This is a genomic window from Aeromicrobium sp. NPDC092404 (genome assembly GCF_040684095.1).
Taxonomy (GTDB): Bacteria; Actinomycetota; Actinomycetes; order Propionibacteriales; family Nocardioidaceae; genus Aeromicrobium.
In genome coordinates, this window is the sequence record NZ_JBFBFI010000002.1 from 186,049 (window position 1) to 208,654 (window position 22,606).

19 protein-coding genes are annotated in these 22,606 nt (G+C 70.0%); 5 read left to right on the forward strand and 14 right to left on the reverse strand.

The window, feature by feature from the left end:
• Positions 1-8: 8 nt before the first annotated feature.
• The 7 genes from AB0N22_RS11295 to AB0N22_RS11325 all read right to left on the reverse strand — a co-directional run bounded on the left by AB0N22_RS11295 (position 9) and on the right by AB0N22_RS11325 (position 8,286).
• On the reverse strand, positions 9-869 hold the full coding sequence (locus tag AB0N22_RS11295) for a hypothetical protein (protein ID WP_364639789.1): 861 nt from the start codon (positions 867-869) through the stop codon (positions 9-11).
• A 46-nt stretch (positions 870-915) separates the two neighbouring features.
• Complete coding sequence (clpB, locus tag AB0N22_RS11300; RefSeq protein WP_364639792.1) at positions 916-3,504, reverse strand: ATP-dependent chaperone ClpB; 2,589 nt, start codon at positions 3,502-3,504, stop codon at positions 916-918.
• A 98-nt stretch (positions 3,505-3,602) separates the two neighbouring features.
• Positions 3,603-3,749 carry a hypothetical protein gene (locus AB0N22_RS11305; protein WP_364639795.1) on the reverse strand — a complete coding sequence of 49 codons (147 nt, stop codon included), beginning with the start codon at positions 3,747-3,749 and terminating at the stop codon, positions 3,603-3,605.
• A gap of 77 nt (positions 3,750-3,826) precedes the next feature.
• Positions 3,827-5,401, reverse strand: a complete 1,575-nt coding sequence (locus tag AB0N22_RS11310; RefSeq protein WP_364639798.1) for an FAD-binding oxidoreductase — start codon at positions 5,399-5,401, stop codon at positions 3,827-3,829.
• Complete coding sequence (locus tag AB0N22_RS11315) at positions 5,398-6,270, reverse strand: FAD:protein FMN transferase (RefSeq protein WP_364639801.1); 873 nt, start codon at positions 6,268-6,270, stop codon at positions 5,398-5,400. Before AB0N22_RS11315 ends, AB0N22_RS11310 begins: the two co-directional genes overlap by 4 nt.
• Complete coding sequence (locus AB0N22_RS11320; RefSeq protein WP_364639804.1) at positions 6,257-6,727, reverse strand: FMN-binding protein; 471 nt, start codon at positions 6,725-6,727, stop codon at positions 6,257-6,259. The genes AB0N22_RS11315 and AB0N22_RS11320 overlap by 14 nt, the downstream gene beginning before the upstream one ends.
• 155 nt (positions 6,728-6,882) lie before the next feature.
• Positions 6,883-8,286: an NAD(P)/FAD-dependent oxidoreductase gene (locus tag AB0N22_RS11325; protein ID WP_364639807.1), complete on the reverse strand. Its 1,404-nt coding sequence runs from the start codon at positions 8,284-8,286 to the stop codon at positions 6,883-6,885.
• Positions 8,287-8,423: 137 nt separating this feature from the next.
• On the opposite strand from AB0N22_RS11325, the gene AB0N22_RS11330 reads away from it, so the two are divergent.
• The gene (locus tag AB0N22_RS11330) at positions 8,424-9,776 is read left to right on the forward strand and encodes an FAD-dependent oxidoreductase (RefSeq protein WP_364639809.1); all 1,353 of its coding nucleotides are present in this window, start codon (positions 8,424-8,426) and stop codon (positions 9,774-9,776) included.
• A gap of 56 nt (positions 9,777-9,832) precedes the next feature.
• Entirely contained in the window at positions 9,833-10,345 is a 513-nt protein-coding gene (locus AB0N22_RS11335) for a GNAT family protein (RefSeq protein ID WP_364639812.1), read from the forward strand.
• A gap of 96 nt (positions 10,346-10,441) precedes the next feature.
• Here AB0N22_RS11335 and AB0N22_RS11340 read toward each other — a convergent pair whose 3' ends face one another.
• Positions 10,442-10,852, reverse strand: a complete 411-nt coding sequence (locus AB0N22_RS11340; protein ID WP_364639814.1) for a hypothetical protein — start codon at positions 10,850-10,852, stop codon at positions 10,442-10,444.
• Between the two features lie 116 nt (positions 10,853-10,968).
• Here AB0N22_RS11340 and AB0N22_RS11345 point away from each other — a divergent pair, with 116 nt between their 5' ends.
• Positions 10,969-11,832, forward strand: coding sequence for a 3-hydroxybutyryl-CoA dehydrogenase (locus AB0N22_RS11345; protein WP_364639817.1), 864 nt, complete (start codon positions 10,969-10,971; stop codon positions 11,830-11,832).
• Between the two features lie 157 nt (positions 11,833-11,989).
• Positions 11,990-13,522, forward strand: a complete 1,533-nt coding sequence (locus AB0N22_RS11350; protein WP_364639820.1) for an AMP-binding protein — start codon at positions 11,990-11,992, stop codon at positions 13,520-13,522.
• A gap of 74 nt (positions 13,523-13,596) precedes the next feature.
• Here AB0N22_RS11350 and AB0N22_RS11355 read toward each other — a convergent pair whose 3' ends face one another.
• Entirely contained in the window at positions 13,597-14,679 is a 1,083-nt protein-coding gene (locus tag AB0N22_RS11355) for an acyl-CoA desaturase (RefSeq protein ID WP_364639823.1), read from the reverse strand.
• A 163-nt stretch (positions 14,680-14,842) separates the two neighbouring features.
• On the reverse strand, positions 14,843-15,802 hold the full coding sequence (locus tag AB0N22_RS11360; protein WP_364639826.1) for an AraC family transcriptional regulator: 960 nt from the start codon (positions 15,800-15,802) through the stop codon (positions 14,843-14,845).
• 107 nt (positions 15,803-15,909) lie between these two features.
• Between AB0N22_RS11360 and AB0N22_RS11365 the strand changes: the two genes are divergently transcribed.
• A complete protein-coding gene (locus AB0N22_RS11365) occupies positions 15,910-16,557 on the forward strand; it encodes an NAD(P)-binding oxidoreductase (RefSeq protein ID WP_364639829.1) in 648 nt (215 codons plus the stop codon).
• Here the strand turns inward: AB0N22_RS11365 and AB0N22_RS11370 are convergent.
• From AB0N22_RS11370 to AB0N22_RS11385, 4 genes are all read right to left on the reverse strand, one after another.
• The gene (locus AB0N22_RS11370; protein WP_364639831.1) at positions 16,554-19,937 is read right to left on the reverse strand and encodes a pyruvate carboxylase; all 3,384 of its coding nucleotides are present in this window, start codon (positions 19,935-19,937) and stop codon (positions 16,554-16,556) included. The genes AB0N22_RS11365 and AB0N22_RS11370 overlap by 4 nt on opposite strands.
• 96 nt (positions 19,938-20,033) lie before the next feature.
• The gene (locus AB0N22_RS11375; protein ID WP_364639834.1) at positions 20,034-20,924 is read right to left on the reverse strand and encodes a hypothetical protein; all 891 of its coding nucleotides are present in this window, start codon (positions 20,922-20,924) and stop codon (positions 20,034-20,036) included.
• A complete protein-coding gene (locus AB0N22_RS11380; protein ID WP_364639837.1) occupies positions 20,921-21,943 on the reverse strand; it encodes an SPFH domain-containing protein in 1,023 nt (340 codons plus the stop codon). Before AB0N22_RS11380 ends, AB0N22_RS11375 begins: the two co-directional genes overlap by 4 nt.
• Before the next feature lie 78 nt (positions 21,944-22,021).
• Positions 22,022-22,501 (reverse strand): RDD family protein, encoded by a 480-nt coding sequence (locus tag AB0N22_RS11385; RefSeq protein ID WP_364639839.1) that lies wholly within the window; start codon positions 22,499-22,501, stop codon positions 22,022-22,024.
• Positions 22,502-22,606 lie beyond the last annotated feature (105 nt).

Below are 22,606 nucleotides of genomic sequence, written 5' to 3' on the forward strand. Positions count from 1 at the left end.
CAGGGAGATCAGCGGCGGCGGCAGCGAACCAGCAGCACCGTGGCGACGACGGTGGCCACGAGGCACAGCGGCAGCATGACCCACGAGATCACGGCCAGGTCCTGGATGCTGTCGCGGATCTCGGCCTCGCCCAGATCCATCCAGTTGCTGTCCGACCTGAGCATCTCCTCGACGAGCGCCTCGCGGGCGAAGCCGTAGACCAGGAGATAGAACCCGCAGCCCAGGGCGATGACCGACGAGATGACGAGGGTGAGGATCGACAGGATCTTGACGGCGTCAGCGGGCGGCTGGTGCGGCCGGGCGTACGGCTGCGGGCCCGGCTGCCATGACGGTGGAGCGGCCGGCTGGGTCGACGGGTCCGGTCCCGGGTGCTGAGGTGGCAGGGAGGGTGCCGGCGGTGCCGCACCCGCGGCGACCGGGACGGGCGGCTCCTTGCCCGCCAGCCGGGCGAACCACCGATTCACCTCCGGGTGCCAGAGCTGGAAGACGAAGAACAGCGCGACGGCACACAGCAGGGTCGCGAGGAACGAGCCCAGCCCCAGCCCGAGCACGACCATCACGGGTGCCACGATCGTCAGCATGACGCGGCTGACGGCCTGGCCCATCGCGGTGTAGATCGCGAAGACCAGGACGGACGCGGCGACGACCGCGACGATGGCCAGGTAGACGCGGTAGACCGTCTCGGCGTCGCCGCGCGCGAGGCCTTCCTTCACGAGCGGATCGGTGAACTGCTCGACCTTGGTCTGGCCGCCGTCGGAGTACCAGCCGATCATGTCGGTCATGGCCTGGATGAGCTGGACCGCGCCGATGACACCCAGGTAGACGCACGCCCGCGCCAGTCGCTGAGGCCTGCTCGGGCGTTCGCTCATTGCTCCATCCCATCACGCGGCCGCCACCACCGACGATGTGGGCGGGTCAGCCCGCCGTCACCGTCAGCTCGTCCGCATCAGGCGACCGGTCGACCACGACGGTGTCACCGTCGCGCACCTCGCCGCCGAGGAGCGACCGGGCGAGCCGGTCACCGATCGCCTGCTGCACGAGCCGTCGCAGCGGTCGGGCACCGTAGGCCGGGTCCCACCCGGTGAGGGCCAACCACTCGCGCGCGGCCGGTGTGACGTCCAGCGCGATGCGCCGGGTCGCGAGCCGCGCGGCGAGCGCCGAGACCTGCAGGTCGACGATGTGCGCGAGCTCGTCGGTCCCGAGCGCGTCGAACGTGACGATCTCGTCGAGCCGGTTGAGGAACTCCGGCTTGAACGACGCCTTCACCACGTCCATCACGGCCGAACGCTTGGCAGCCTCGTCGAGGGTCGCGTCCGACAGGAACACCGAGCCGAGGTTGGACGTGAGGATCAAGATCACGTTGCGGAAGTCGACCGTACGTCCCTGGCCGTCGGTCAGCCGGCCGTCGTCGAGGACCTGCAGCAGGATGTCGAAGACCTCCGGGTGCGCCTTCTCGACCTCGTCGAGCAGGACGACCGAGTACGGTCGGCGCCGCACGGCCTCCGTGAGCTGACCACCCTCGTCGTAGCCGACGTAGCCGGGAGGTGCCCCGACCAGCCGGCTGACGGAGTGCTTCTCGGAGTACTCGCTCATGTCGATGCGGATGATCGCCCGCTCGTCGTCGAACAGGAACTCGGCCAGTGTCTTGGCCAGCTCGGTCTTGCCGACGCCGGTCGGTCCGAGGAACAGGAACGAGCCGGTCGGCCGGTCGGGGTCGGAGATGCCGGCCCGCGAGCGGCGTACGGCATCGGACACCGCAGCGACCGCGGTCCGCTGGCCCACGAGCCGCTTGCCGAGCTCGTCCTCCATGCGCAGGAGCTTGCCGGTCTCGCCCTCGAGCAGGCGCCCTGTCGGGATGCCGGTCCACGACGCCACGACCTCGGCGATGTCGTCGGCACCGACCTCCTCGTGCACCATGGCGTCGCCCTCGTGGGCCGCCTCGGCGGCCTGGGCGTCCTCGAGCTGGCGCTCCATGGCGGGGATCTCGCTGTAGATCAGGCGGCTCGCGGTGTCCATGTCGCCCTCGCGCTGGGCGCGCTCGGCCTGGCTGCGGACCTCGTCGATGCGCTCCTTGATCTCGCCCACCGCGTTGAGCGCCTGCTTCTCACGCTCCCAGCGCGTCTCGAGCGCCCGCAGCGCCTCCTGCTTGTCGGCGAGCTCCACGCGCAGCTTGTCGAGCCGGTCACGACTGGCCTCGTCCTGCTCCTTGTCGAGGTGCAGCTCCTCCATGCGCAGCCGGTCGACCGCGCGACGCAGCTCGTCGATCTCGATGGGGCTGGAGTCGATCTCCATGCGGAGTCGGCTGCTGGCCTCGTCGATCAGGTCGATCGCCTTGTCCGGCAGCTGCCGGCCGGGGATGTAGCGGTCGGACAGGGTCGCCGCGGCGACCAGCGCTGCGTCGGCGATCGAGACCTTGTGGTGCGCCTCGTAGCGCTCCTTGAGCCCGCGCAGGATCGCGATGGTGTCCTCCGGGCTCGGCTCGCCGACGAACACCTGCTGGAAGCGACGCTCGAGGGCTGGGTCCTTCTCGACCCGCTCGCGGTACTCGTCGAGGGTCGTCGCGCCGATCATCCGCAGCTCGCCTCGTGCCAGCATCGGCTTGAGCATGTTGCCGGCGTCCATCGCGCTGTCTCCGCCGGCGCCCGCGCCCACGACGGTGTGCAGCTCGTCGATGAACGTGATGACCTGACCCTCGGACTCCTTGATCTCGGTCAGGACGGCCTTGAGCCGCTCCTCGAACTCGCCCCGGTACTTCGCCCCGGCGACCATCGCGGCCAGGTCGAGCGAGATGAGTCGTCGTCCGCGCAGCGACTCCGGCACGTCTCCGGCGACGATGCGCTGGGCGAGACCCTCCACGACGGCGGTCTTGCCGACGCCGGGCTCGCCGATCAGCACGGGGTTGTTCTTCGTACGCCTCGACAGCACCTGGACGACGCGGCGGATCTCGCTGTCGCGGCCGATCACCGGGTCGAGCTTGCCCTCGCGGGCGACGGCTGTCAGGTCGACGCCGTACTTCTCGAGCGACTGATAGGTGTCCTCGGCATCGGCGCTGGTGACCCGCGCGGTTCCACGCACGGCGGCGAATGCAGCCTGCAGCGACTCGGGGCTCGCACCGGCCTCGATGAGCACCGCCTTGGCGGACGACTCGACGGTGGCGATGCCGACAGCCAGGTGCTCGGTCGAGACGAAGTCGTCGCCCAGCTGGTCGGCGAGGTCCTTGGCGCGCTGCAGGACCTCGTGGCTCGAGCGCGAGAGGCCGGGGTTCTGCACGCTGGCCCCGCTGGCGGACGGCAGCGACTCGAGCGCGGACTTCAGGCCCGCCCGCACGGCCTGCACGTCGACACCCGCGGCCCGGATCAGGGGCGCAGCGGTCCCGCCGTCCTGGTCGAGAAGGGCCGAGAGGAGGTGTGCCGGCTCGACCGCGGGATGACCAGCGGCAGCGGCTGCGGAGATCGCGCTGCCCAGCGCCTGCTGGCTGCGCGTCGTGAACGTGGCAAGGTCCATGATGGTCCTCCTGGAATGGAACGAGTGTCACTCACCTCAACGCTGGTGAAGTTGAGTCCATTCCTATCAACTTTGCCGTTCTTGCTCCACTCGGCGGCTCAACCGTCGCCGTAGGGTCCGTCCGACTCAGGCTGGCTCGACGTGCGCGGGTCCCTCACGGGCTCGTCTGCGCCGCGATCACGCACGCTGGGCACGTCAGGCCCTTGGCGGTCGGGCTCCAGGAACTCTGCTGCCATCTCGGTCATGCGACCACTCCTCGCGAGGCACGATGTGTCCTGCATCACACTAGGTCGGACGCCGATGAACAGCAAGGAACGGCCGGTCAGTAGCCCGTGAAGTAGTCCGTCCGCACGCCCTTGCTCCGCTTGGCGAGACCGACCCGAACGGCATTGACCATCGCCGGGGGACCCGAGACGTACGCCCGCCTCTTGGCGAGGTCCGGCACCGCCTCGGCGATCAGCTCGGCCGACAGGAAGGGCGCCTCGACGTACGTCCACCGCTCCGGCAGCTCCGAGGGGCGCGCCGGGCCGACGAGCACGACCTGCACCCCCGACAGCTCTTCGACGAACGGCACCTCGTCGGGCGACGAGACGCCGTAGACCAGGACGGCGTCACGCGACGACTCGTGCCGCAGCTGGCTCAGGAACGGGGTGATGCCGATGCCGCCGGCGACGAGCAGCACCGGGACTGACGGGTCCGGCGGCAGCAGGAAGTCGCCGCCGATGCCGGTGGCCTGCACGGTGTCGCCGGGTTCCAGCGCCAGCAGGGCCTTCTTGAAGCTCGACGAGCTCTCGGGCACCCGCAGCGCGAACGAGACCCGGCCCTCGGGGTCCGGTGGCGAGGCGATGCTGAACGAGCGGCGGCTCCCACGGCCGTCAGGCCCGGCATGCGGCACCGTCAGCTCGGCGTACTGGCCCGGCTGGAAGGACACCGGCCGCTTGGCGCGGAATGTCAGCTCCCGGGTCTCGGGGGTCAGCTGCCGCTTCTCCTGGAGCACGAACGTGACGCCACGGCGCCGCGCGAACGCGAACGCCAGCAGGTTGCCGACGAGGAGCGACAGCTCGGGGGTGATCGCGAAGACACCCAAATCCGGAGGGGAGTCAGTGAGCAGGTAGACCCAGCTCGGGTAGGCGAACACGACCGCCGTGACCGCCGCGACCACCAGCTGTTGGTGCCGGCGAGGGGGCAGGGTCAAGGGCTCGCTGAGCATGAATCCGGCCAGGAAGACGATGGGGTACGAGTAGAACGCCAGCTTGAGCACGTCGACGAACGACTGGTCGGCACTCACATCGAGCAGGCACACGACGATCAGCACACCGGCGATGACGATGAAGAGCATGCCGATGTCGAGACGACGGGTGCGCCACAGCACAACGAACGCGCCGACGACGACGAACGGGAACAGCTTCTCGGTCGCGGCGGTCTGCCAGATCGCGTTGATCGGGCTCTCCCGGCCGACGAGGTCCTGCACGAGGAGCACCAGGAAGGCGCCCGCGGCGGCCGGGTTGAAGATGTGCCGGCCGCGCCACGCCAGGACGTACTTGGAGGCGTTGCCGAGGACCGCGGCGCCGGCCAGCCAGGCGAGGTTGGTCGCATCGGTCTCGAGCAGGGGGACGTAGAGGAAGAACAGGAGCAGCGCCGTGATGATCGCCGACTCCCCGTGCGGGCGGACCCGCCAGACGGCGCCGAGGATGCGGCTGCTCCCATAGGACGCCACGAGCAGGACGGCCAGGGTGATGAGCTGGTCGGAGACCGAGAGCCCGTCGATGACACCGGTCGCCGTGAAGATGACGTAGACCGCGGCCAGCACGGTCAGGACGATCGTGACGAGCCGGTACATCGTCACCCGGCCGAGCTGGCGGTCCAGCAGGTCACGGATGCCTGTCAGGGGGTTCATGCGAAGACCTCTCCTCGGAAACCCGGCGACCACTGGACGCGGCCGTCGGCGTACATGCGGACGAACTCGTGCGGGCAGATGCCGGCCAGCGCTTCCGGCTCGGCGAAGAAGTAGGCCGTGGCCAACCCGTCGGCAAGCAGGCAGGACTCGGCGACGACCCACGTCGCCAGCACGTCGTCGGCCGGCCGGCCGGTACGCCCGTCCAGCACGTGGTGCAGGCCCTCGCCCCAGGCCCGGCGGTTGGTCGCGGACGCGCAGAGTGCTCGGCCGCGGGGAAGCTCGGCGATGCCGATCGCGCGGGTCGCGTCGGCCGGGTGCTCGAGCGCGACGCGCAACGGCGCGGCCTGCAGGTGCAGGAGGTCACCGCTCGCGTCGATCGTGAAGTCGGGCACGCCGTGGTCGGCCATGACGCGCGCGACGAGGTCGACCAGGTGCCCCTTGCCGGCGGCACCGACGTCGAGCAGCACGGGCTCATGAGCGGTCAGAGTCGGATAAGCCCAGTCGAACGAACCCCAGGCGGGCACGGCCGCCGGGTCGGGACCCGGGCGCAACGAGTAGGTCTCGTCGTAGCCGAGATCGGCGAGCGTACGCCCCACGAGCGGCGTCACTGCTCCCTCGGTGGCGTCGTGCAGCTCGACGTAGAGGTCGAGCAGGGCGCGCGAGTCGGGGTCGAGCACCCAGGTCCCGCCGTCCGTGGCGATCCGGGCCACGACCGAGTCGGGGCGAAAGCGCGACCAGACCGCATCGAAGTCCTCGATGCGGCCGGTCACGGCGGCAGCGGTGTCCGGGGCGAGCGGCACGGCGGTGTCGATCTGCCACGCCGTGCCGATCGCCTCGAACCGCCAGGCAGCCGGCTCAGGCCTGGGCATCGGCCTTGATGTCGTCGATCGCCGCGTTGAAGCCGGACGAGGTCAGGGACGAGCCGGCGACCTTGGAGACGTCGAGCTCGTCGAGGCTCTTGCCGACCACCTCGTCGGAGATGCCGCCCGCGAACTTCTCCTGGTACTGCTTCGAGGTCCCGTTCTCGGCCAACGGCGTGACGGTGACCTCGGTGATCTTGTTGGCGGCCAGGGTCACCTCGACCTTGACCTCGGACTCGCCACCGGGGTTGGAGTAGCCCGCCGAAGCCTCGTAGTCACCGTCCTTGTAGGTCGCTGCGCCGTCGTCGGCGGACGTGTCGTCGCCGGAGGCGTCGCCGGCCTCGGGCGCCGACGAGGTCGAGGTCTCGCTCGTCGGCTCGTCGCTGCTGCCACATGCGGCGGTCAGCAGCAGGACGGAGGCCGCTGCGGCGGCGGAGAGCATCTTCTTGTGCGCTGGAAGTTTCATCGGTCGGGCTCCTGAGCTCGAGGGTATGGAATCAGCGTGCAATGTGGAGAACGGAACAGGCTGGCTGAACGTTCAACCGTATGAACGGGACCTCGGGAGGCCGAGTTCCTCCCTGTGGGGTTTCGCGCACACTCACAGGTTCTGCACAGCAAGCCTCAGGACAGCTCGGCCAGGGCCGAGGTCGCCGCGTGGAAGCCGCCCATGCCGTGCACTCCGCCGCCGGGCGGCGTCGACGCCGAGCAGATGTACAGCCCTTTGGCACCCAGTGAGTAGGGGTTGGCCGAGAACCGGGGGCGCATCACGAGCTGCCACGCGTCGTTGGCGCCGCCACCGATGTCGCCGCCGGCGTAGTTGGCGTTGTGGGCCTCGAGCTGTGCCGGTCCCGCCGTGGTCTTGGCGACGACCCGGTCGCGGAAGCCCGGGGCGAAACGCTCGATCTGGTTCGTGATCGCCTCGGTGGCGTCACCGGTGTAGCCGTGCGGGACGTGAGCGTACGACCACACGGGGTGCACGTCGCCGGCCGAACGTCCCGGGTCGGCGAGATACTGCTGGCAGAGCAGCACGAACGGGCGATCGGGCATGCGGCCGGCGTGCACCTCACGCTCCGCGGCGTTGAGCTGCTCGAAGGTCCCGGCCAGGTGCAGGGTGCCGGCCTTGCGGGCCCACTCGTTGGTCCACGGGATACCGCCCTCGACGGCGTAGTCGACCTTGAACACCCCCGGGCCGGAGCGCCAGCGCTTGAGGGGACGGCGCACACGACCGGGCAGACGGTCGCCGGCGATCCGCAGGGCACCTTGGGGCGACGTGTCGAAGATGACGATGTCGGCGTCGGGCAGCTCGGTGACCTCGTGACCGGTCTCGATGCGGCCGCCGTGCTCGGTGATGTCTGCGGCCAGCGCGCGGGCGATCGCCGCGGACCCGCCCTTGGCGACCGGCCAACCGTACGCGTGGCTCGTCAGGCCGAACATCAGGCCGAGGCCTCCGGTGGTCGGCCGGTTGAGCGGGTGGAGGGCGTGCGCGGCGAGCCCGGCGAACAGGCCCCGCGCCTCGTCGGTCTGCCAGCGGCGGGCGATCCAGGACGCCGGTTGCAGCGCGCGCAGGCCGAACCGCGCCATCAGGATCGGGTGCTTCGGGACGTGCAGGATCGGCCGGAACAGCTCACCGATGAGGTCGTCGCCCGACTCGGCCAGTGGCGCATAGAGCTTGCGCCACGCCCTGCCGTCGACGCCCAGGCCCTCGACCGTACGGTCGAGGTCGCGGAACAGCACCCCGGCCCGCCCGCCGTCGAGGGGATGGACCGCGTCGACCTCGGGCCACAGCCACTCGAGGCCGTGCCGGGCCAGGTCGAGCGACCGGAAGAACGGTGACGCGACGGCCGTGGGGTGCGTCGCGGAGCAGATGTCGTGCACGACGCCGGGCACGTTGAGCTCGGCCGAACGCGTGCCACCGCCGATCTCGTCCTCGGCCTCCAGCACGGTCACGTCGACGCCGGCGCGGGCGAGCACCAGGGCGGCGGCCAGCCCGTTGGGGCCGGACCCCACGACGACGGCAGTGGTCATGCCCTCAACCTAGTGCCCGCCCTCGTGTGACCCCCACCACAGGATGACCGTTCGCATGGCAAGACGCGCTCAGAGCCCTTGATCGACCTCCTTAGCCTTGCCTAAGACAGGTGGCGTTCTTCCCCCAGGAGTTGTGAATGAGCAGGCAATTGCGTGTCGCCGTGATCGGCGCCGGACCGGCGGGAATCTACGCGGCCGACATCCTCACCAAGTCCGAGGTCGACGTCACGATCGACATCCTCGACCGCGACCCCACCCCGTTCGGCCTGATTCGCTACGGCGTCGCGCCCGACCACCCGCGCATCAAGGAGATCGTCAAGGCGCTGAAGCGCGTGCTCTCCAACGACGACATCCGGTTCTTCGGGAACGTCGACTACGGCACGGACCTCAAGCTCGATCACCTGCAGCAGTTCTACGACGCCGTCATCTTCGCCACGGGTGCGCGCGCCGACCGCGACCTCGACATCCCCGGCATCGACCTCAAGGGCTCGTTCGGCGCGGCCGACTTCGTGTCCTGGTACGACGGGCACCCCGACGCTCCCCGTGACTGGCCGTTCGACCCCCGCGCCGAGACCGTGGCAGTCCTCGGCGTCGGCAACGTCGGCCTCGACGTCGCCCGCATGCTCGCGAAGACCGCCGACGAGCAGCTGGTCACCGAGATCCCGGACAACGTCTACGCCGGGCTCAAGGCGAACGCCGCCAAGGACATCCACGTGTTCGCCCGTCGCGGACCGGCGCAGGTCAAGTTCACCCCGATGGAGCTGCGCGAGCTCTCCCACTCACCGAGCATCGACGTCATCATCCACCCCGAGGGCTTCGAGCTCGACGAGGGCTCCATGGACGCGATCCGGGCCTCCAAGTCGGTCAAGCTCGTCGTCGACGTGCTGCAGAACTACCTCGCCAAGGAGCCGTCCGGCGCGCCGCACCGCATCCACATCCACTTCTGCCAGAACCCCGTCGAGGTCCTCGGCGAGGACGGTCAGGTGGTCGGCCTCCGCACCGAGATCACCGAGCTCGACGGCACCGGCAACGTCCGTGGCACCGGCGAGCACGTCGACTGGCCGGTCCAGGCGGTCTACCGCGCCGTCGGCTACCGCTCGGAGAACCTCGCCGGCATCCCGTTCGACGACACCCAGGCGATCGTCCCGAACGACGGCGGCCGGGTCATCGACATCGAGGGCGATCCACTCCCCGGCGCGTACGTCACCGGGTGGATCAAGCGCGGGCCGGTCGGACTGATCGGGCACACCAAGTCCGACGCCGCCCAGACGATCGACCTGTTGCTCGCCGACGTCGACCGCCTCGTCGCGCCCCCGGAGCCCGAGCGCGAGGCAGTCGATCGCTACCTCGCCGGCCGCGGCATCGAGTTCACGACATGGGAGGGCTGGGAGAAGCTCGACGAGCACGAGCTCGCGTTGGGCGAGGCCGCCGGCCGTACGCGCGTCAAGGTCGTCCCCCGCGACGAGATGGTGCGCATCTCGCGCAGCTAGCGCTCCCTCCAGGGCGCTATCGTGGGTCGGTCCATCCGCCTCGCTCGAGGAGTGCCGTGCCAGGTCAGCCCACGCCGCGCGTCTCGTTGGTGCTGCCCACCGTCGCCCTGCTCGAGGCAGCCTCGCGTTCCCGTGGCGAGCTCGAACGAGAGCTCGGCCTCGCCGTGCCGGAAGGCTGGCCGGAGTTCCCGCAGACGATCCCCTTCAGCCTCGGCGTGCTGCGCGACAAGCCGGACGAGGCCGACTGGTGGACGTACCTGTTCGTCGACACCACTGCCGGCACGTTAGTCGGATCGGGCGGGCTCAAGGGGCCACCGATCGACGGCGTCGCCGAGATCGGCTACGAGATCGCTCCGGCGCTGCGCGGTCACGGCTATGCCACCGAGGCCGCGACGCTGCTCATCGACCGAGCTGCCGCAGGCGGTGCGACGCAGATCGGCGCGCACACGCTGGCAGCCGAGAACCCTTCGGTCGGCGTCCTGCGCAAGCTGGGGTTCGAGATCGTCGGGACGATCGACGACCCGGATGCCGGCGCGATCTGGCACTGGCGCCGCGACGCCCGGCCGTGACGACCGGTCAGGCCCGACGGCTCTGCAGGTTGCACATCAGCGAGGGCATGGCCTCGACCGGGGTGTCTCCGTCTCACGGTGAGGTCGCCGTCGGGCTCAGCCCTGCGCGAGGACCTGCACGTGACAGGTGCCGCCGTCGTCGGGCGCCGGCACGTTGCTGATGACGAATCGCGTCGAGCCGCCCGCCGCGACGTCGGGCACCTGACGGGTCCTGGCCTGCTCGACGCCGCCGGCCGCTTCGCCGATGTAGACCGTGACCTGGTAGGTCACCTTGGCCTTGGTGCGGTTGGCCAGATGGCCCGACGAGCTCCAGGCACCCTTGGCGTTCTTGGCGCAGCGGAAGCGCGAGAGCGCTTCCGGCGCCGGCGTTCCTTCGGGAGGCGCGACGGTCGGCTTGGTCGTGGTGGCGCCCGGAGTCGCGGACGTCTTGGCCGCCTTGGTCGGCTCGTCACCCGATCCGCCGCAGGCGGCAAGCACCAGGAACAGAGCCACCGCGAACGTACGCATGAGGTCATCCCATCACGCTCGTGGGCGAGCCGGCCGAAGGCGCGCCCCGGTGGATGCGGCCTCGGAGACCGCTGGACCAGCGAGATACTATGACGTCCTACTAACTGAGGAGAACCATGAGCGGGATCGATCGAGTCGGGGTCATCGGCGGAGGGCTGATGGGCTCCGGCATCACCGAGGTGGCCGCACGGGCCGGGCTCGACGTCATCGTGATCGAGATCAACGCCGAGGCGGCCAAGGCTGCGGCCGGACGGGTCGAGGCCTCGCTCCGCAGGGCCGAGTCGCGCGGCAAGATCGAGGCCGCCGAGGTCACCGCCGTGCTCAACCGCATCCGGTTCACCGAGGACCTGGAGCTCCTGGCCGATCGCGACCTCGTCGTCGAGGCGGCATCCGAGGACGAGGCCACCAAGCTCGACCTGTTCCGTCGGGTCGGGCAGATCCTGGTCAAGGACGACGCGATCCTGGCGTCCAACACCTCGTCGATCCCGATCGTCAAGCTCGGGGCGGTCTCCGGACGGGCCCACCACGTCATGGGCGTGCACTTCTTCAACCCGGCCCCGGTCATGCAGCTGGTCGAGCTCATCCCGTCGCTGACCACCTCAGCCGAGACCCTCGACCGCATGCGTTCGTGGGTCACCGGCACCCTGGGCAAGAAGCCCATCGACGCCACCGACCGCGCCGGGTTCATCGTCAACAGCCTGCTCGTGCCCTACCTGCTGTCGGCCATCCGCATGTATGAAGCGGGCTACGCCTCCGCCGAGGACATCGACCGCGGCATGGTGCTCGGCTGCGGCCACCCCATGGGGCCGCTGGCGTTGTCCGACCTGATCGGGCTGGACACCTTGAAGGCGATCGGCGAGTCGATGTACGAGGAGTTCAAGGAGCCCCTCTACTCACCTCCGCCGCTGCTCGACCGCATGGTCGACGCCGGCCTGCTCGGCAAGAAGACCCAGCAGGGTTTCTACGGCTACGAGAAGTAGTTGAGCCCACGCTGGATGGCCCAGATCTCGTCGCGCCGTTCGGGCGAGAACATCTGCGCCGGGTCACCCACCGCGACCCGCCCTCGTCGGGAGTGCAACGTTCACGCAGCCGGGTGCAGGATAGACATGACGTGACCGCGCCACTCCAGGAGGCACCGTGCTCTACCCGTTGACCGTCATGGACTTCCTGGATCGTGCCGTGACGGTCTATCCGGACCGGGTCGCGGTGGTCGACGAGCCGGATCAGCCGGCGGAGTCGTGGGGTGAGATCACGTACGCCGAGCTGGGTCGCCGGGCTCGGGCCCAGGCCGCGTCGCTGGACGAGATGGGCGTTCCGGTCGGTGGCCGGGTGGCGATCGTGTCGCAGAACTCGGCGCGGATGCTGGCCTCGTTCTTCGGCGTCTCGGGCTGGGGCCGGGTGCTGGTGCCGGTGAACTTCCGGCTCGCTGTCGCCGAGATCCGCTACATCGTGGAGCACTCGGGCGCCGAGGTGCTGATGGTCGACCCGGAGCTGCGACACCTGGTCGACGAGGTGGACTGCAAGCGAACCTTCGTGCTCGGCGAGGACGACGACAAGATTTGGGGATCATCGGCCGAGCCGCAGCCCTGGGACGGCGACGAGGGCGCGACCGCGACGATCAACTACACGTCGGGCACGACGGCCCGGCCCAAGGGCGTTCAGCTGACGCATCGCAACAACTGGCTGAATGCGACGGTGTTCGGATGGCAGGCGTCGGTGTCGGACCGTGACGTCTACCTCCACACGTTGCCGATGTTCCACGCCAACGGGTGGGGACACCCCTTCGCCGCGACCGGCATGGGCGCCAAGCACGTCGTCCTCCGCAAGATCGACGGCACCGAGATCCTTAATCGCATCAAGGAGCACAGCGTCACCTACCTCTGCGCCGCCCCGGCCGTCGTGACCGCTGCCCTGGACGCGGCGAAGACGTGGGACGGCGAGATCCCCGGTCGTGACCGGGTGCGGATCATCGTCGCCGGCGCACCGCCGCCGACCCGCACGATCGAGCGGGTACGTGAGGAGCTGGGCTGGGAGTTCATCCAGATCTACGGCCTCACCGAGACTGCCCCGTTGCTGACGATGTCGCGCATGCGCGCGGAGTGGGACGGCCTCGACCCCCACCAGCAGGCGCTCAACCTCGGCCGGGCCGGTGCGCCCGCCCTCGGCGTACGGATGATGGTCGACGACCAAGGCGAGGTGCTGGCGCAGTCCAACCACAACCTCGAGGCGTACTGGGACAACCCCGAGGCCACGGCCGAGGCGCAGGCCGGTGGCTGGTTCCACACCGGTGACGGTGGCACGTTCGAGGACGGCTACATCGCGATCGCCGACCGCAAGAAGGACGTCATCATCACCGGCGGCGAGAACGTGTCGTCGATCGAGGTCGAGGACGCCCTGATGTCACATCCGTCGGTCAAGGAGGTCGCCGTCATCGGCATCCCCGACGAGAAGTGGGGCGAGCTCATCACCGCCCTGGTCGTGCTGGACCCCGACGAGGACCCCGTCGACGAGCACGGGCTCATCGCGCACTGCCGGCAGCACCTCGCGGGCTACAAGTGCCCCAAGAAGATCGAGCTCCGCGACGAGCTCGCCCGCACCGCGACCGGCAAGCTCCAGAAGTTCAAGCTCCGCGAGCCCTACTGGAAGGGCCACGACCGCCAGGTCAACTGACCGACCCCACGTGGTGAAGGCTTGCGGCCCAGGATTCGGACGGACGTGGGCCGCAAGGCTTCACAAGCTGGCCGTCAGCTGGGGGCGCGGAGCTGGGCCGACAGGGGGCAGTCGAACGGGTCGCGGGCGCGCAGGCCGACGTTGTTGAGGTAGTCGACCACGATCGCGTACGAGTGGAAGAGCCCGACCTCCATGTAGTCGATGCCCTCGCGCTCGCAGTGCGCCCGGACGAGGGGCTGCGCCTTCTTGAGGTTGCAGCGCGGCATGTTGGGGAAGAGGTGGTGCTCGATCTGGTAGTTGAGCCCGCCCATCGCCCAGTCGACGACGGGGTTGCCGCGCACGTTGCGGGACACCATGACCTGCCGGCGGAGGAAGTCCAGCTTCATCTCCGGCGGGATGATCGGCATGCCCTTGTGCGCCGGCGCGAACGATGCGCCGAGGCAGAAGCCGAAGACCGCCATCTGGACCGCGAAGAACGCCACGGCCTTGCCGAGCGGCAGGAACGTCAGCAGGATCGCGACGTACGCCGTGAGGCGGGAGACGACGAGGAACAGCTCGAGCCGGCGCCAGGGCTGGTTGGAGCTCTTGTCACGGGCCGCGCGGATCGACTCGGCGTGCAGGTTGAGGCCCTCGAGGGTCAGCAGCGGGAAGAACAGCCAGCCCTGCCGCTTGACGAACCAGCCGGCGAACCCCTGGGTGCGTTGCGCGACGATGCCCGGCGTGAACGCGATCGCGCCGGGACCGATGTCGGGGTCGTAGCCCTCGAGGTTGGGGCCCTTGTGGTGCATGTTGTGCTTGGCCCGCCACCACGCGAAGCTCAGGCCGGCGAACGCGCCGGCCATGATGCGGGCGGTCCAGGAGTTCCACGCCGGCGAGGTGAACATCTGCCGGTGCGCCGCGTCATGGCCGAGGAAGCCGAACTGCGTCACGATGACGCCGAGCGCCGCGGCGAGGATCAGCTGGAACCACGAGTTGCCGAGCCAGAAGAACCCAGCCCAGATCGTGAAGAACGCACCGACGTGCGCGCCGATCTGCAGCCAGTAGTAGACGTGGGCCCGCTCCAGGAGCCCGGATGCCTTGACGTCGTGCATCAGCTCGGTGAAGTGGCTGACATACCGCTCGTTCGGAGCGGTGTCGATCTGGGCTTCTTGCGTCATGTGCGGCCCCTTCCCTTTGAGGACCGTGCACGCATCATCGGGGCCTACCGCCACGGACTGTCTACGCCCTTCCATCATGGCAGGCGTATGGGCCGGGCGCGCTTCGGAGAACCTGTGAACTTTGCGAGAAGGGCGTCGCCGCTGGTCAGCGAGCACGCACCGATCAGCGGCGACTGCGGTCGGACCCCGGGTTGGTGCCGCGGGTGCGCTTGTACGCCCGGCTGAACGCTGCGACCGACCCGTAGCCCAGGGCTGCCGCGACCTCGGCGACGGAGGCACCTTCGGCGAGACGCACCGCGGCGACGTTCATCCGCCAGGTCGTGACGTACTGCATCGGAGCGGTGCCGACGACCCGCGTGAACCGCTCGGCGAACGCCGACCGCGACAACGCCGCCTCGGCGGCAAGATCGCCCAGCGTCCACGGACGGCCGGGCTCGCGATGGATGGCGGCCACGCTGCGGCCGACCCAGGGGTCGCGCAGGGCGGCGATCCAGCCCTGCTCGGCGTGCGGGTCGCTCTCGAGCCACGTGCGGATGGCCTGGACGACCAGCACGTCGGCGAGCCTCGTCGTGACGGCCTCGCCGCCCGGTCGCCAGCGCTCCAGCTCGTCGACCATCAACGCCACCAGCCCGCTCAGCCCTTCGTCGCGCCGCACGTGGATCAACGGCGGCAGGAGCTGCAGCACCTCGTGCACGGCCGGTGAGTCGAAGCCGACGACCCCGCACAACATGGCGGTGCGGACCGGGAGGTCCGGGTCGCCGATCGTCATGACCGAGTAGTGGTCGCTGACCATCTCCTGCGGCAGCGTGTCGACCTGACCGGCCGACGGCACTCCGAGATCGCTGGCCAGGGCGTGTCCGAGACCTCGTGGCACGAGGGCGATGTCGCCGGGCTCGAGGCGCACCGGGTCGTGACCGGCGACGGTGATCCACACGTCTCCCGCCGTGACGACGTGGAAGCTCAGGCAGTCCGGCAGCCGTGGCATGTCCACCGCGAGCGGCTCGGTCGCACGGGTCCAGGAGTAGAAGACCCCGTGCATGCGGACGCGGAACAGCGCCTCGGTGAGCGGTTCGACCGGGGTCCATGGGGTGGAGGCGGTGAGCGACTCGAGCGTGGCAGTCATGGCAGTCTCCGGACGATCGATCAACACAAGCGGTTGTTCGACGATAGATCATCCCGGCCGGCAGATCTAGCGTCGAGACATCACCCCTTCACCACACAGGAGACATCATGAAGATCCTCGTCATCGGCGCCACCGGCGGATCCGGCCGCGCGGCCACGGCCGAGCTGCTCCGTCGCGGCCACACCGTCACTGCTTTCTCGCGCCATGCGTCGAGCCTCGAGCTCGACGGCGACCTGATCACGGTTGACGGCGACGCGACCGACCGCCACGCGCTCGCCGCCGCGACGGCCGGTCAGGACGCCATCGTCATCACGCTGGGCATCAGCGAGTCGGCCATCCGGGTCCGGCTGCGCGGGCCCGCCGCGACACCGTCGGACGTACGCTCACGCGGCACTGCCGTCGCGGTGGACGCGGCGCGTGCCGCGGGTGTGGGCCGGCTGGTGGTCCAGTCCTCGTACGGCGTGGGCCCGACCCGGCCGCTGCTCGGCGCCGCCGACAGGGCGATCTTCGCGCTGCTGCTCAAGCCGCAGATCGCCGACACCGAGCTGCAGGAGCAGGTCGTGCGGGACAGCGACCTGGAGTGGACGCTGGTGCAGCCGGTGCACCTGACCTATGGCCCGGAGGCCGAGGCCCGGGTCACGACCGATGGCGCGATCGGGGCCCGGAAGATCTCACGGCTCAGCGTCGCTCGCGTGCTGGCTGACGCCGCCGAGGGCCGGCACGGCACCGGGCGGACGCTGTCGGTCTCGGGCTAGTCGCCCAGCACCAGGAGCAGGTCGCCGCCCTCGGCCTGACGGGTGTCCGGGATGACCAGCCGGGCGACGGTGCCGGCGTTGGGCGTCGTGATCGAGGCCTCCATCTTCATGGCCTCGATCGTGGCGACCGTCTGGCCCGCCTCGACGGTGTCGCCCTCGGCGACGGTCGCGTGCACGACGCCGGCGAACGGCACCGCGACGTGCTGCGGGTTGCCGGTGTCGGCCTTCTCGGACGAGGCGACCTTGGAGTCCACCGACCGGTCGCGGACCTCGGTGGGCCGCAGCTGGCCGTTGATCGTGCCGAGCACGTTGCGCATGCCGCGCTCGTCGGCGTCGCCCACGGCCTCGATGCCGAACAGCAGGAGGTTGCCCTCCGCGACCTCGACCTCGGTCTCGTCGTCGTTGCGGAGGCCGTAGAGGAAGGCGCCGGTGGGTACGGCCGACAGGTCGCCGAACTCGACGTGAGCCCTGTCGAAGTCCTCCGTCGGTCCGGGGAACAGCAGGCGGTTGAGCGTGTGCCGGCGGTCGTCGGCCAGGCCTCGGCGGTCGTCGTCGGTCAGCTCGGTGACCTTGGGCTTGGTGCTGCGACCCTCGAGCGCCTTGGTGCGGAACGGCTCGGGCCACCCGCCGGGCGGATCGCCGAGCTCGCCGGACAGGAAGCCGATGACCGACTCGGGGATGTCGAACGAGGCCGGGTCGTCGGCGAACGCCTCGGGGTCGGCGCCGACCGCGACGAGGTGCAGCGCGAGGTCACCGACGACCTTGGACGACGGCGTCACCTTGACGACGTTGCCGAGGATGTCGTTCGCCGCGGCGTACATGTCCTCGATCTGCTCGAACTTCTCGCCGAGCCCGAGGGCGATCGCCTGCTGACGGAGGTTGGACAGCTGGCCGCCCGGGATCTCGTGGCGGTAGACGCGACCGGTAGGCGCCGGCAGGCCCGACTCGAACGGCGCATAGAGGCGACGGGTCGCCTCCCAGTAGGGCTCGAGGGCGTTGACGGCATCGATGTCGAGGCCGGTCGTGCGCTCGGAGTGGTTCGTCGCCGCGACGAGGGCAGACATCGGCGGCTGGCTCGTGGTGCCGGCCAGCGCCGCCGAGGCGGCGTCCACGGCGTCGACCCCGGCCTCGATCGCCGCGACCAACGTCGCGAGCTGGCCGCCGGGGGTGTCGTGGGTGTGCAGGTGCACCGGCAGGTCGAACCGCTCGCGCAGCGCGCGGACGAGCGTACGGGCGGCGGGCGCGCGCAAAAGCCCGGCCATGTCCTTGATCGCCAGCACGTGGGCGCCGGCGTCGACGATCCGGTCGGCGAGCTCGAGGTAGTAGTCGAGCGTGTAGAGCTTCTCGTCGGGGTTCGACAGGTCGGCGGTGTAGCAGAGCGCGACCTCCGCGACGGCCGTGCCGGTCGCCCGGACGGCCTCGATCGCCGGCCGCATCTGGTCGACGTCGTTGAGCGCGTCGAAGATGCGGAAGATGTCGATCCCCGTCTCCGCGGCCTCGTGCACGAAGGCGTCGGTGACCTCGGTCGGGTAGGGCGTGTAGCCGACGGTGTTGCGCCCCCGCAGCAGCATCTGCAGGCAGATGTTCGGAGCCGCCTCGCGCATCGCCGCGAGGCGCTCCCAGGGGTCCTCCTTGAGGAACCGCAGCGCCACGTCGTACGTCGCACCGCCCCACGCCTCGATGCTCAACAGCTGCGGCGTCGTCCGCGCGACGTACGGTGCGACCGTCACCAGGTCACGCGTGCGTACGCGGGTCGCGAGGAGCGACTGGTGGGCGTCGCGGAAGGTCGTGTCGGTGACGCCGACGGTGTCGCGCTGGCGGAGCGCCTCGGCGAACCCCTCCGGGCCGAGCTGCGCGAGCAGCTGGCGGGAGCCGTCGGGCGGGGCGACCGAGAGGTCGACCTCGGGCAGCTTGCTTCGCGGGTCGATCAACGTCGGCGCGGCGCCGTTCGGCTTGTTGACCGTCACGTCGGCGAGCCACGACAGGATCTTGCCAGCCGGGTCCGAGGCGCCGTGCGCATCGAGCAGCTCGGGGTGGCCTTCGATGAACGTCGTGGTGACGTGACCGGCGCGGAAGTCCGCGTTGGCGAGCAGGCCCTTGAGGAATGGGATGTTGGTCGAGACGCCCCCGACGTGGAACTCGCGGAGGGCGCGCTCGGCCCGCGTCACCGCAGCCTCGAAGTCCCGGCCACGACAGGTCAGCTTGGAGAGCATCGAGTCGAAGTGGGCGCTGACGACCGCGCCGGTGAACGTCGTGCCGCCGTCGAGGCGGACACCCGGACCGCCCGGGGAGCGGTAGGACGTGATCGTGCCGGTGTCGGGCCGGAAGCCGTTGGAGGGGTCCTCCGTCGTGATGCGGCACTGCAGCGCGAAGCCACGGGCCTTGATCGCGGACTGGTCGGCGAGGTCGAGATCGGCCAGGGTGTCGCCCGCCGCAATGCGCATCTGCGCCTGCACGAGATCGACGTTGGTGACCTCCTCGGTCACGGTGTGCTCGACCTGGATCCGGGGGTTCATCTCGATGAAGACGTAGCGGCCGTCGGCGCCGAGCAGGAACTCGACGGTGCCGGCGCACGAGTAGTTGATCGACTCGGCGAACTTCACGGCGTCGGCACACATCGCCTTGCGGGTGTCGCGGTCGAGGTTGGGCGCAGGAGCGATCTCGACGACCTTCTGGTGGCGCCGCTGCACCGAGCAGTCCCGTTCGCGCAGGTGCACGACGTTGCCGCGCTGGTCGGCGAGGATCTGGACCTCGATGTGCCGCGCGTCGACCACGGCCTCCTCGATGAAGCACGTCGGGTCACCGAAGGCGCCGTCTGCCTCACGCATCGCGGCCTCGATCGACTCGTGCAGCTTGGCCGGGTCGTCGACGCGGCGCATGCCACGGCCACCACCACCGGCGACGGCCTTGACGAACAGCGGGTATGTCAGCACGTCGGACGCGGCGAGCAGCTCGTCGACGTCGGACGACGGCTCGACCGAGCTGAGGGTCGGGACGCCTGCGGCCTTGGCAGCGGCGATCGCCGATGCCTTGTTGCCCGTGAGCTCGAGGACCTCGCGGGCCGGGCCGATGAACGTGATGCCGGCCTGCTCGCAAGCCTCGGCGAGGTCTGGGTTCTCCGACAGGAATCCATAGCCGGGATAGATCGCGTCCGCTCCGCAGCTGACCGCGGCCTGGACGATCGCTTCGGGGTCGAGGTAGGCCCGCACGGGATGGCCGCGCTCGCCGATCTCGTACGCCTCGTCGGCGCGCACCCGGTGCTCCGAGCCCCGGTCCTCGTGCGGGAAGACGGCAACGGTCTGCGCGCCCAGCTCGTGGGCAGCACGGATCGCGCGGATCGCGATCTCACCCCGGTTGGCGACGAGAATCTTCTGGAACAACGGATCGTCCTTGCTCGGCGGAAACGTCGGGGTCAACCTATCGCTCGCATGTCACGAACACATTGCGAGGGTTCCCTCATGTTTGCGGACGAGGTGTCAGCGCACGAGGCGCAGCCGCCAGGCCGATCGCCGAATCGTCAGGCGCTGGCCCCACGACAGCGAGAGGGCGTCCTGCTCGATGCCGTCGCCGAAGCACACCAGCCGGTCGGACTCCGACGCCACCACGAGCGCCTGCCCCTCGCCGATGATGCCCTCGGTGAACGAGGTGCCCGTCGCCGGTGAGGGCCACGCCTCGCGCACGAACCAGCACAGCTCAGGAGCGGTCGGCGGGGGCAGCGGCAGGCTGCTCTGCCGTTCCTGCCAGCTCGACCGCAACCATCCGGTCGCGCCCGTCCCCGTACCGGCCAGGATGCCCGAGGACGAGTGCCGTTCCTGGCGCTCCGCGGTCTGGACGACGTAGCGCGCGGACTGGTGCGTGGGATGACCGATGAACAGCTCGTTGAGAGCGCGGAGCTCCTGCCCGTCGTCGGTCACCGCCTCGACCATCGTGCGCTCCTCGAGCGCCGCGGTCCCTCCGGCGTACGCCCTCATGGCGGCGCCGGACGCCTCGGGTGCGTGCGGGACGAGGATCCCCGGGTTCCACATCGGCTCGGGGTTGACGCCGACGACCGGTTGCCCGGCGAGGTACTTGGCGACGTTGGCGACCAGACCGTCCTGGCCGACGGCCACGACGACGTCCTCGGGCCCGAACACGAAGCGGTCGAGCTCGGACCTCTCGACCTCGGCCCTTCGCCACTCGGTCGGGATGCCGGCCGAGACGGTCGCCTTCGCCTCGTCCAGGGCGGCATGCCGCTGCTGCACCTCCGCAATGTCGCGACCGCGCTGCGACAGGTAGAACTCGGCCTGCCCGTGCGTCCCGTGCCGGGCGACGAGGTCGTCGTACTCCGAGCGCCGATGGACGACGACGGCGCGGGGGCGCAGGCTCACTCGGACACCGGGTCCGGCGTCTCCTGACGGTCACCGAGGCGCGTGAGCAGCGGGCTGAGCAGCTCCGGGGTCACACTGAGGTGCGTGATCGGCGGGACGTTGGCGGCCAGCTCCCGCAGGGCCAGCGCCACGAGCTTGTCCTGGTCGATCCCGGCGTAGGCGGCGAACCGGGCGGTCTCCGCGGTTGCGTCGGCGTCGCCCAGCTCGCGGGTGCGATCGGCGTCGGCCTTGGCGATGAGGCCCTGCCGCTCGGCCTTGGCCGTGGTGGCGATCTTGTCGGCCTCGGCCTGCTCGGCGGCGCGCTTGCGCTCGTTCTGGCCGCGCTGCAGCACGAGCTCCTCCTCGCGGCGAGCCAGCTCGATCTGGTTGCGGAGCTCGTTCTCGGCGATCGCCCGCTCGTTCTCGACCGCCACGGCACGACGCTCGAACGTGGCCCGGTCGGCCTCCTGCTGCACCTGTTCGCGGGTCGGGGTCTGGAGCGCGCGCTCGAGGTCGGCCTCGGCGCGGATCGCCACGACTCGCACGTCGGTCACCGACAGGCCGCGCTCGACCAGCCGCTCGTCCGCCGCGAGCTGCTCGGCGACGCGCTGACGTACGGGACCGATGCCGTGCGACAGCGCCTCCGCCAGGGAGATCCCGGCGATGTACTCGAGCGCTGGCTGCTGCGCCAGCTCAGTGAGCAGGCCGCCGAGGCGCTCCAGCGGACGCGCGTTCCACTGACCGGTGCGGGGGCTGATGCCGAAGTCGATGCGGGTGGCCGCGACCGCGGGGTCGGACACCCGGTAGGTCACCGTCGCCTGGACCGACACCATCTGGAAGTCCGACGTGCGGGCCTGGAACATCAGGGCCTGCTCACGGTCGTCGAGCGGCACCTCGGCCAGGGCCGCCGAGCTCGGCCTGAACCAGAACGACACGCCCGCTCCCGACCGCTTCACCTTGCCGGCCCGGAGCTGCAGCACGAACGAGGTCGGGTCCGACCTCAGGTGGTTGACGAACGGGCGCTTCGAGATGTCTGCCATGCGGTTCCTCCGAGAGAACTGGTGCGGTGGAGACAGTCTGCCCTGTACGCCGCCGGCGCCGACGCAGAGGACCTCGGATCAGACGCGGTGCACGCGGGTCTGCATGATCATGTCCGCGAACGTCCGCTTCTCGCGGTCCCACAGCGGCCACAGGTAGCCGAGGAAGCAGGGCAGGAGGTCGAGCACGTGGGCCAGCTGCCGGGCGAAGGTCAGCCCCGCGCCGATCGGCTGGCGGGCAGCGTCCTGGACCGCGATTCCCATGACCTTCTTGCCCATCGTCTGGCCCGTGGAGCCTTGGCGGCGCAGCCAGTTGTAGCCGAACCACACCAGCGTGATCGCGAGGTAGACGAGCGATGTCACGCCGCTGATCATGAAGGACGAGCTCGACGAGTTCAGCGTCATCTGGATCCCGATCGGCGCGTACGACTTCGGGTCGTCGGTGACCAGGCCGAGAACGACGAACAGCGCCACGAGCGGCGCCACGTCGACGAGGTAGGCGAGCACTCGCTCGTGCCACGGAGCGAGACGCGTCTGGCTGGAGCTTTCGTGCTCGGTCATCGTGGTCCTCGATCTGATCGCGGTCGGACCCACACCGTACCGGCGCACGGGTCGCCCGTGGGTCGTCTCGGAACATCCCGTCACGATCGTCCGACAGCTGCTCTC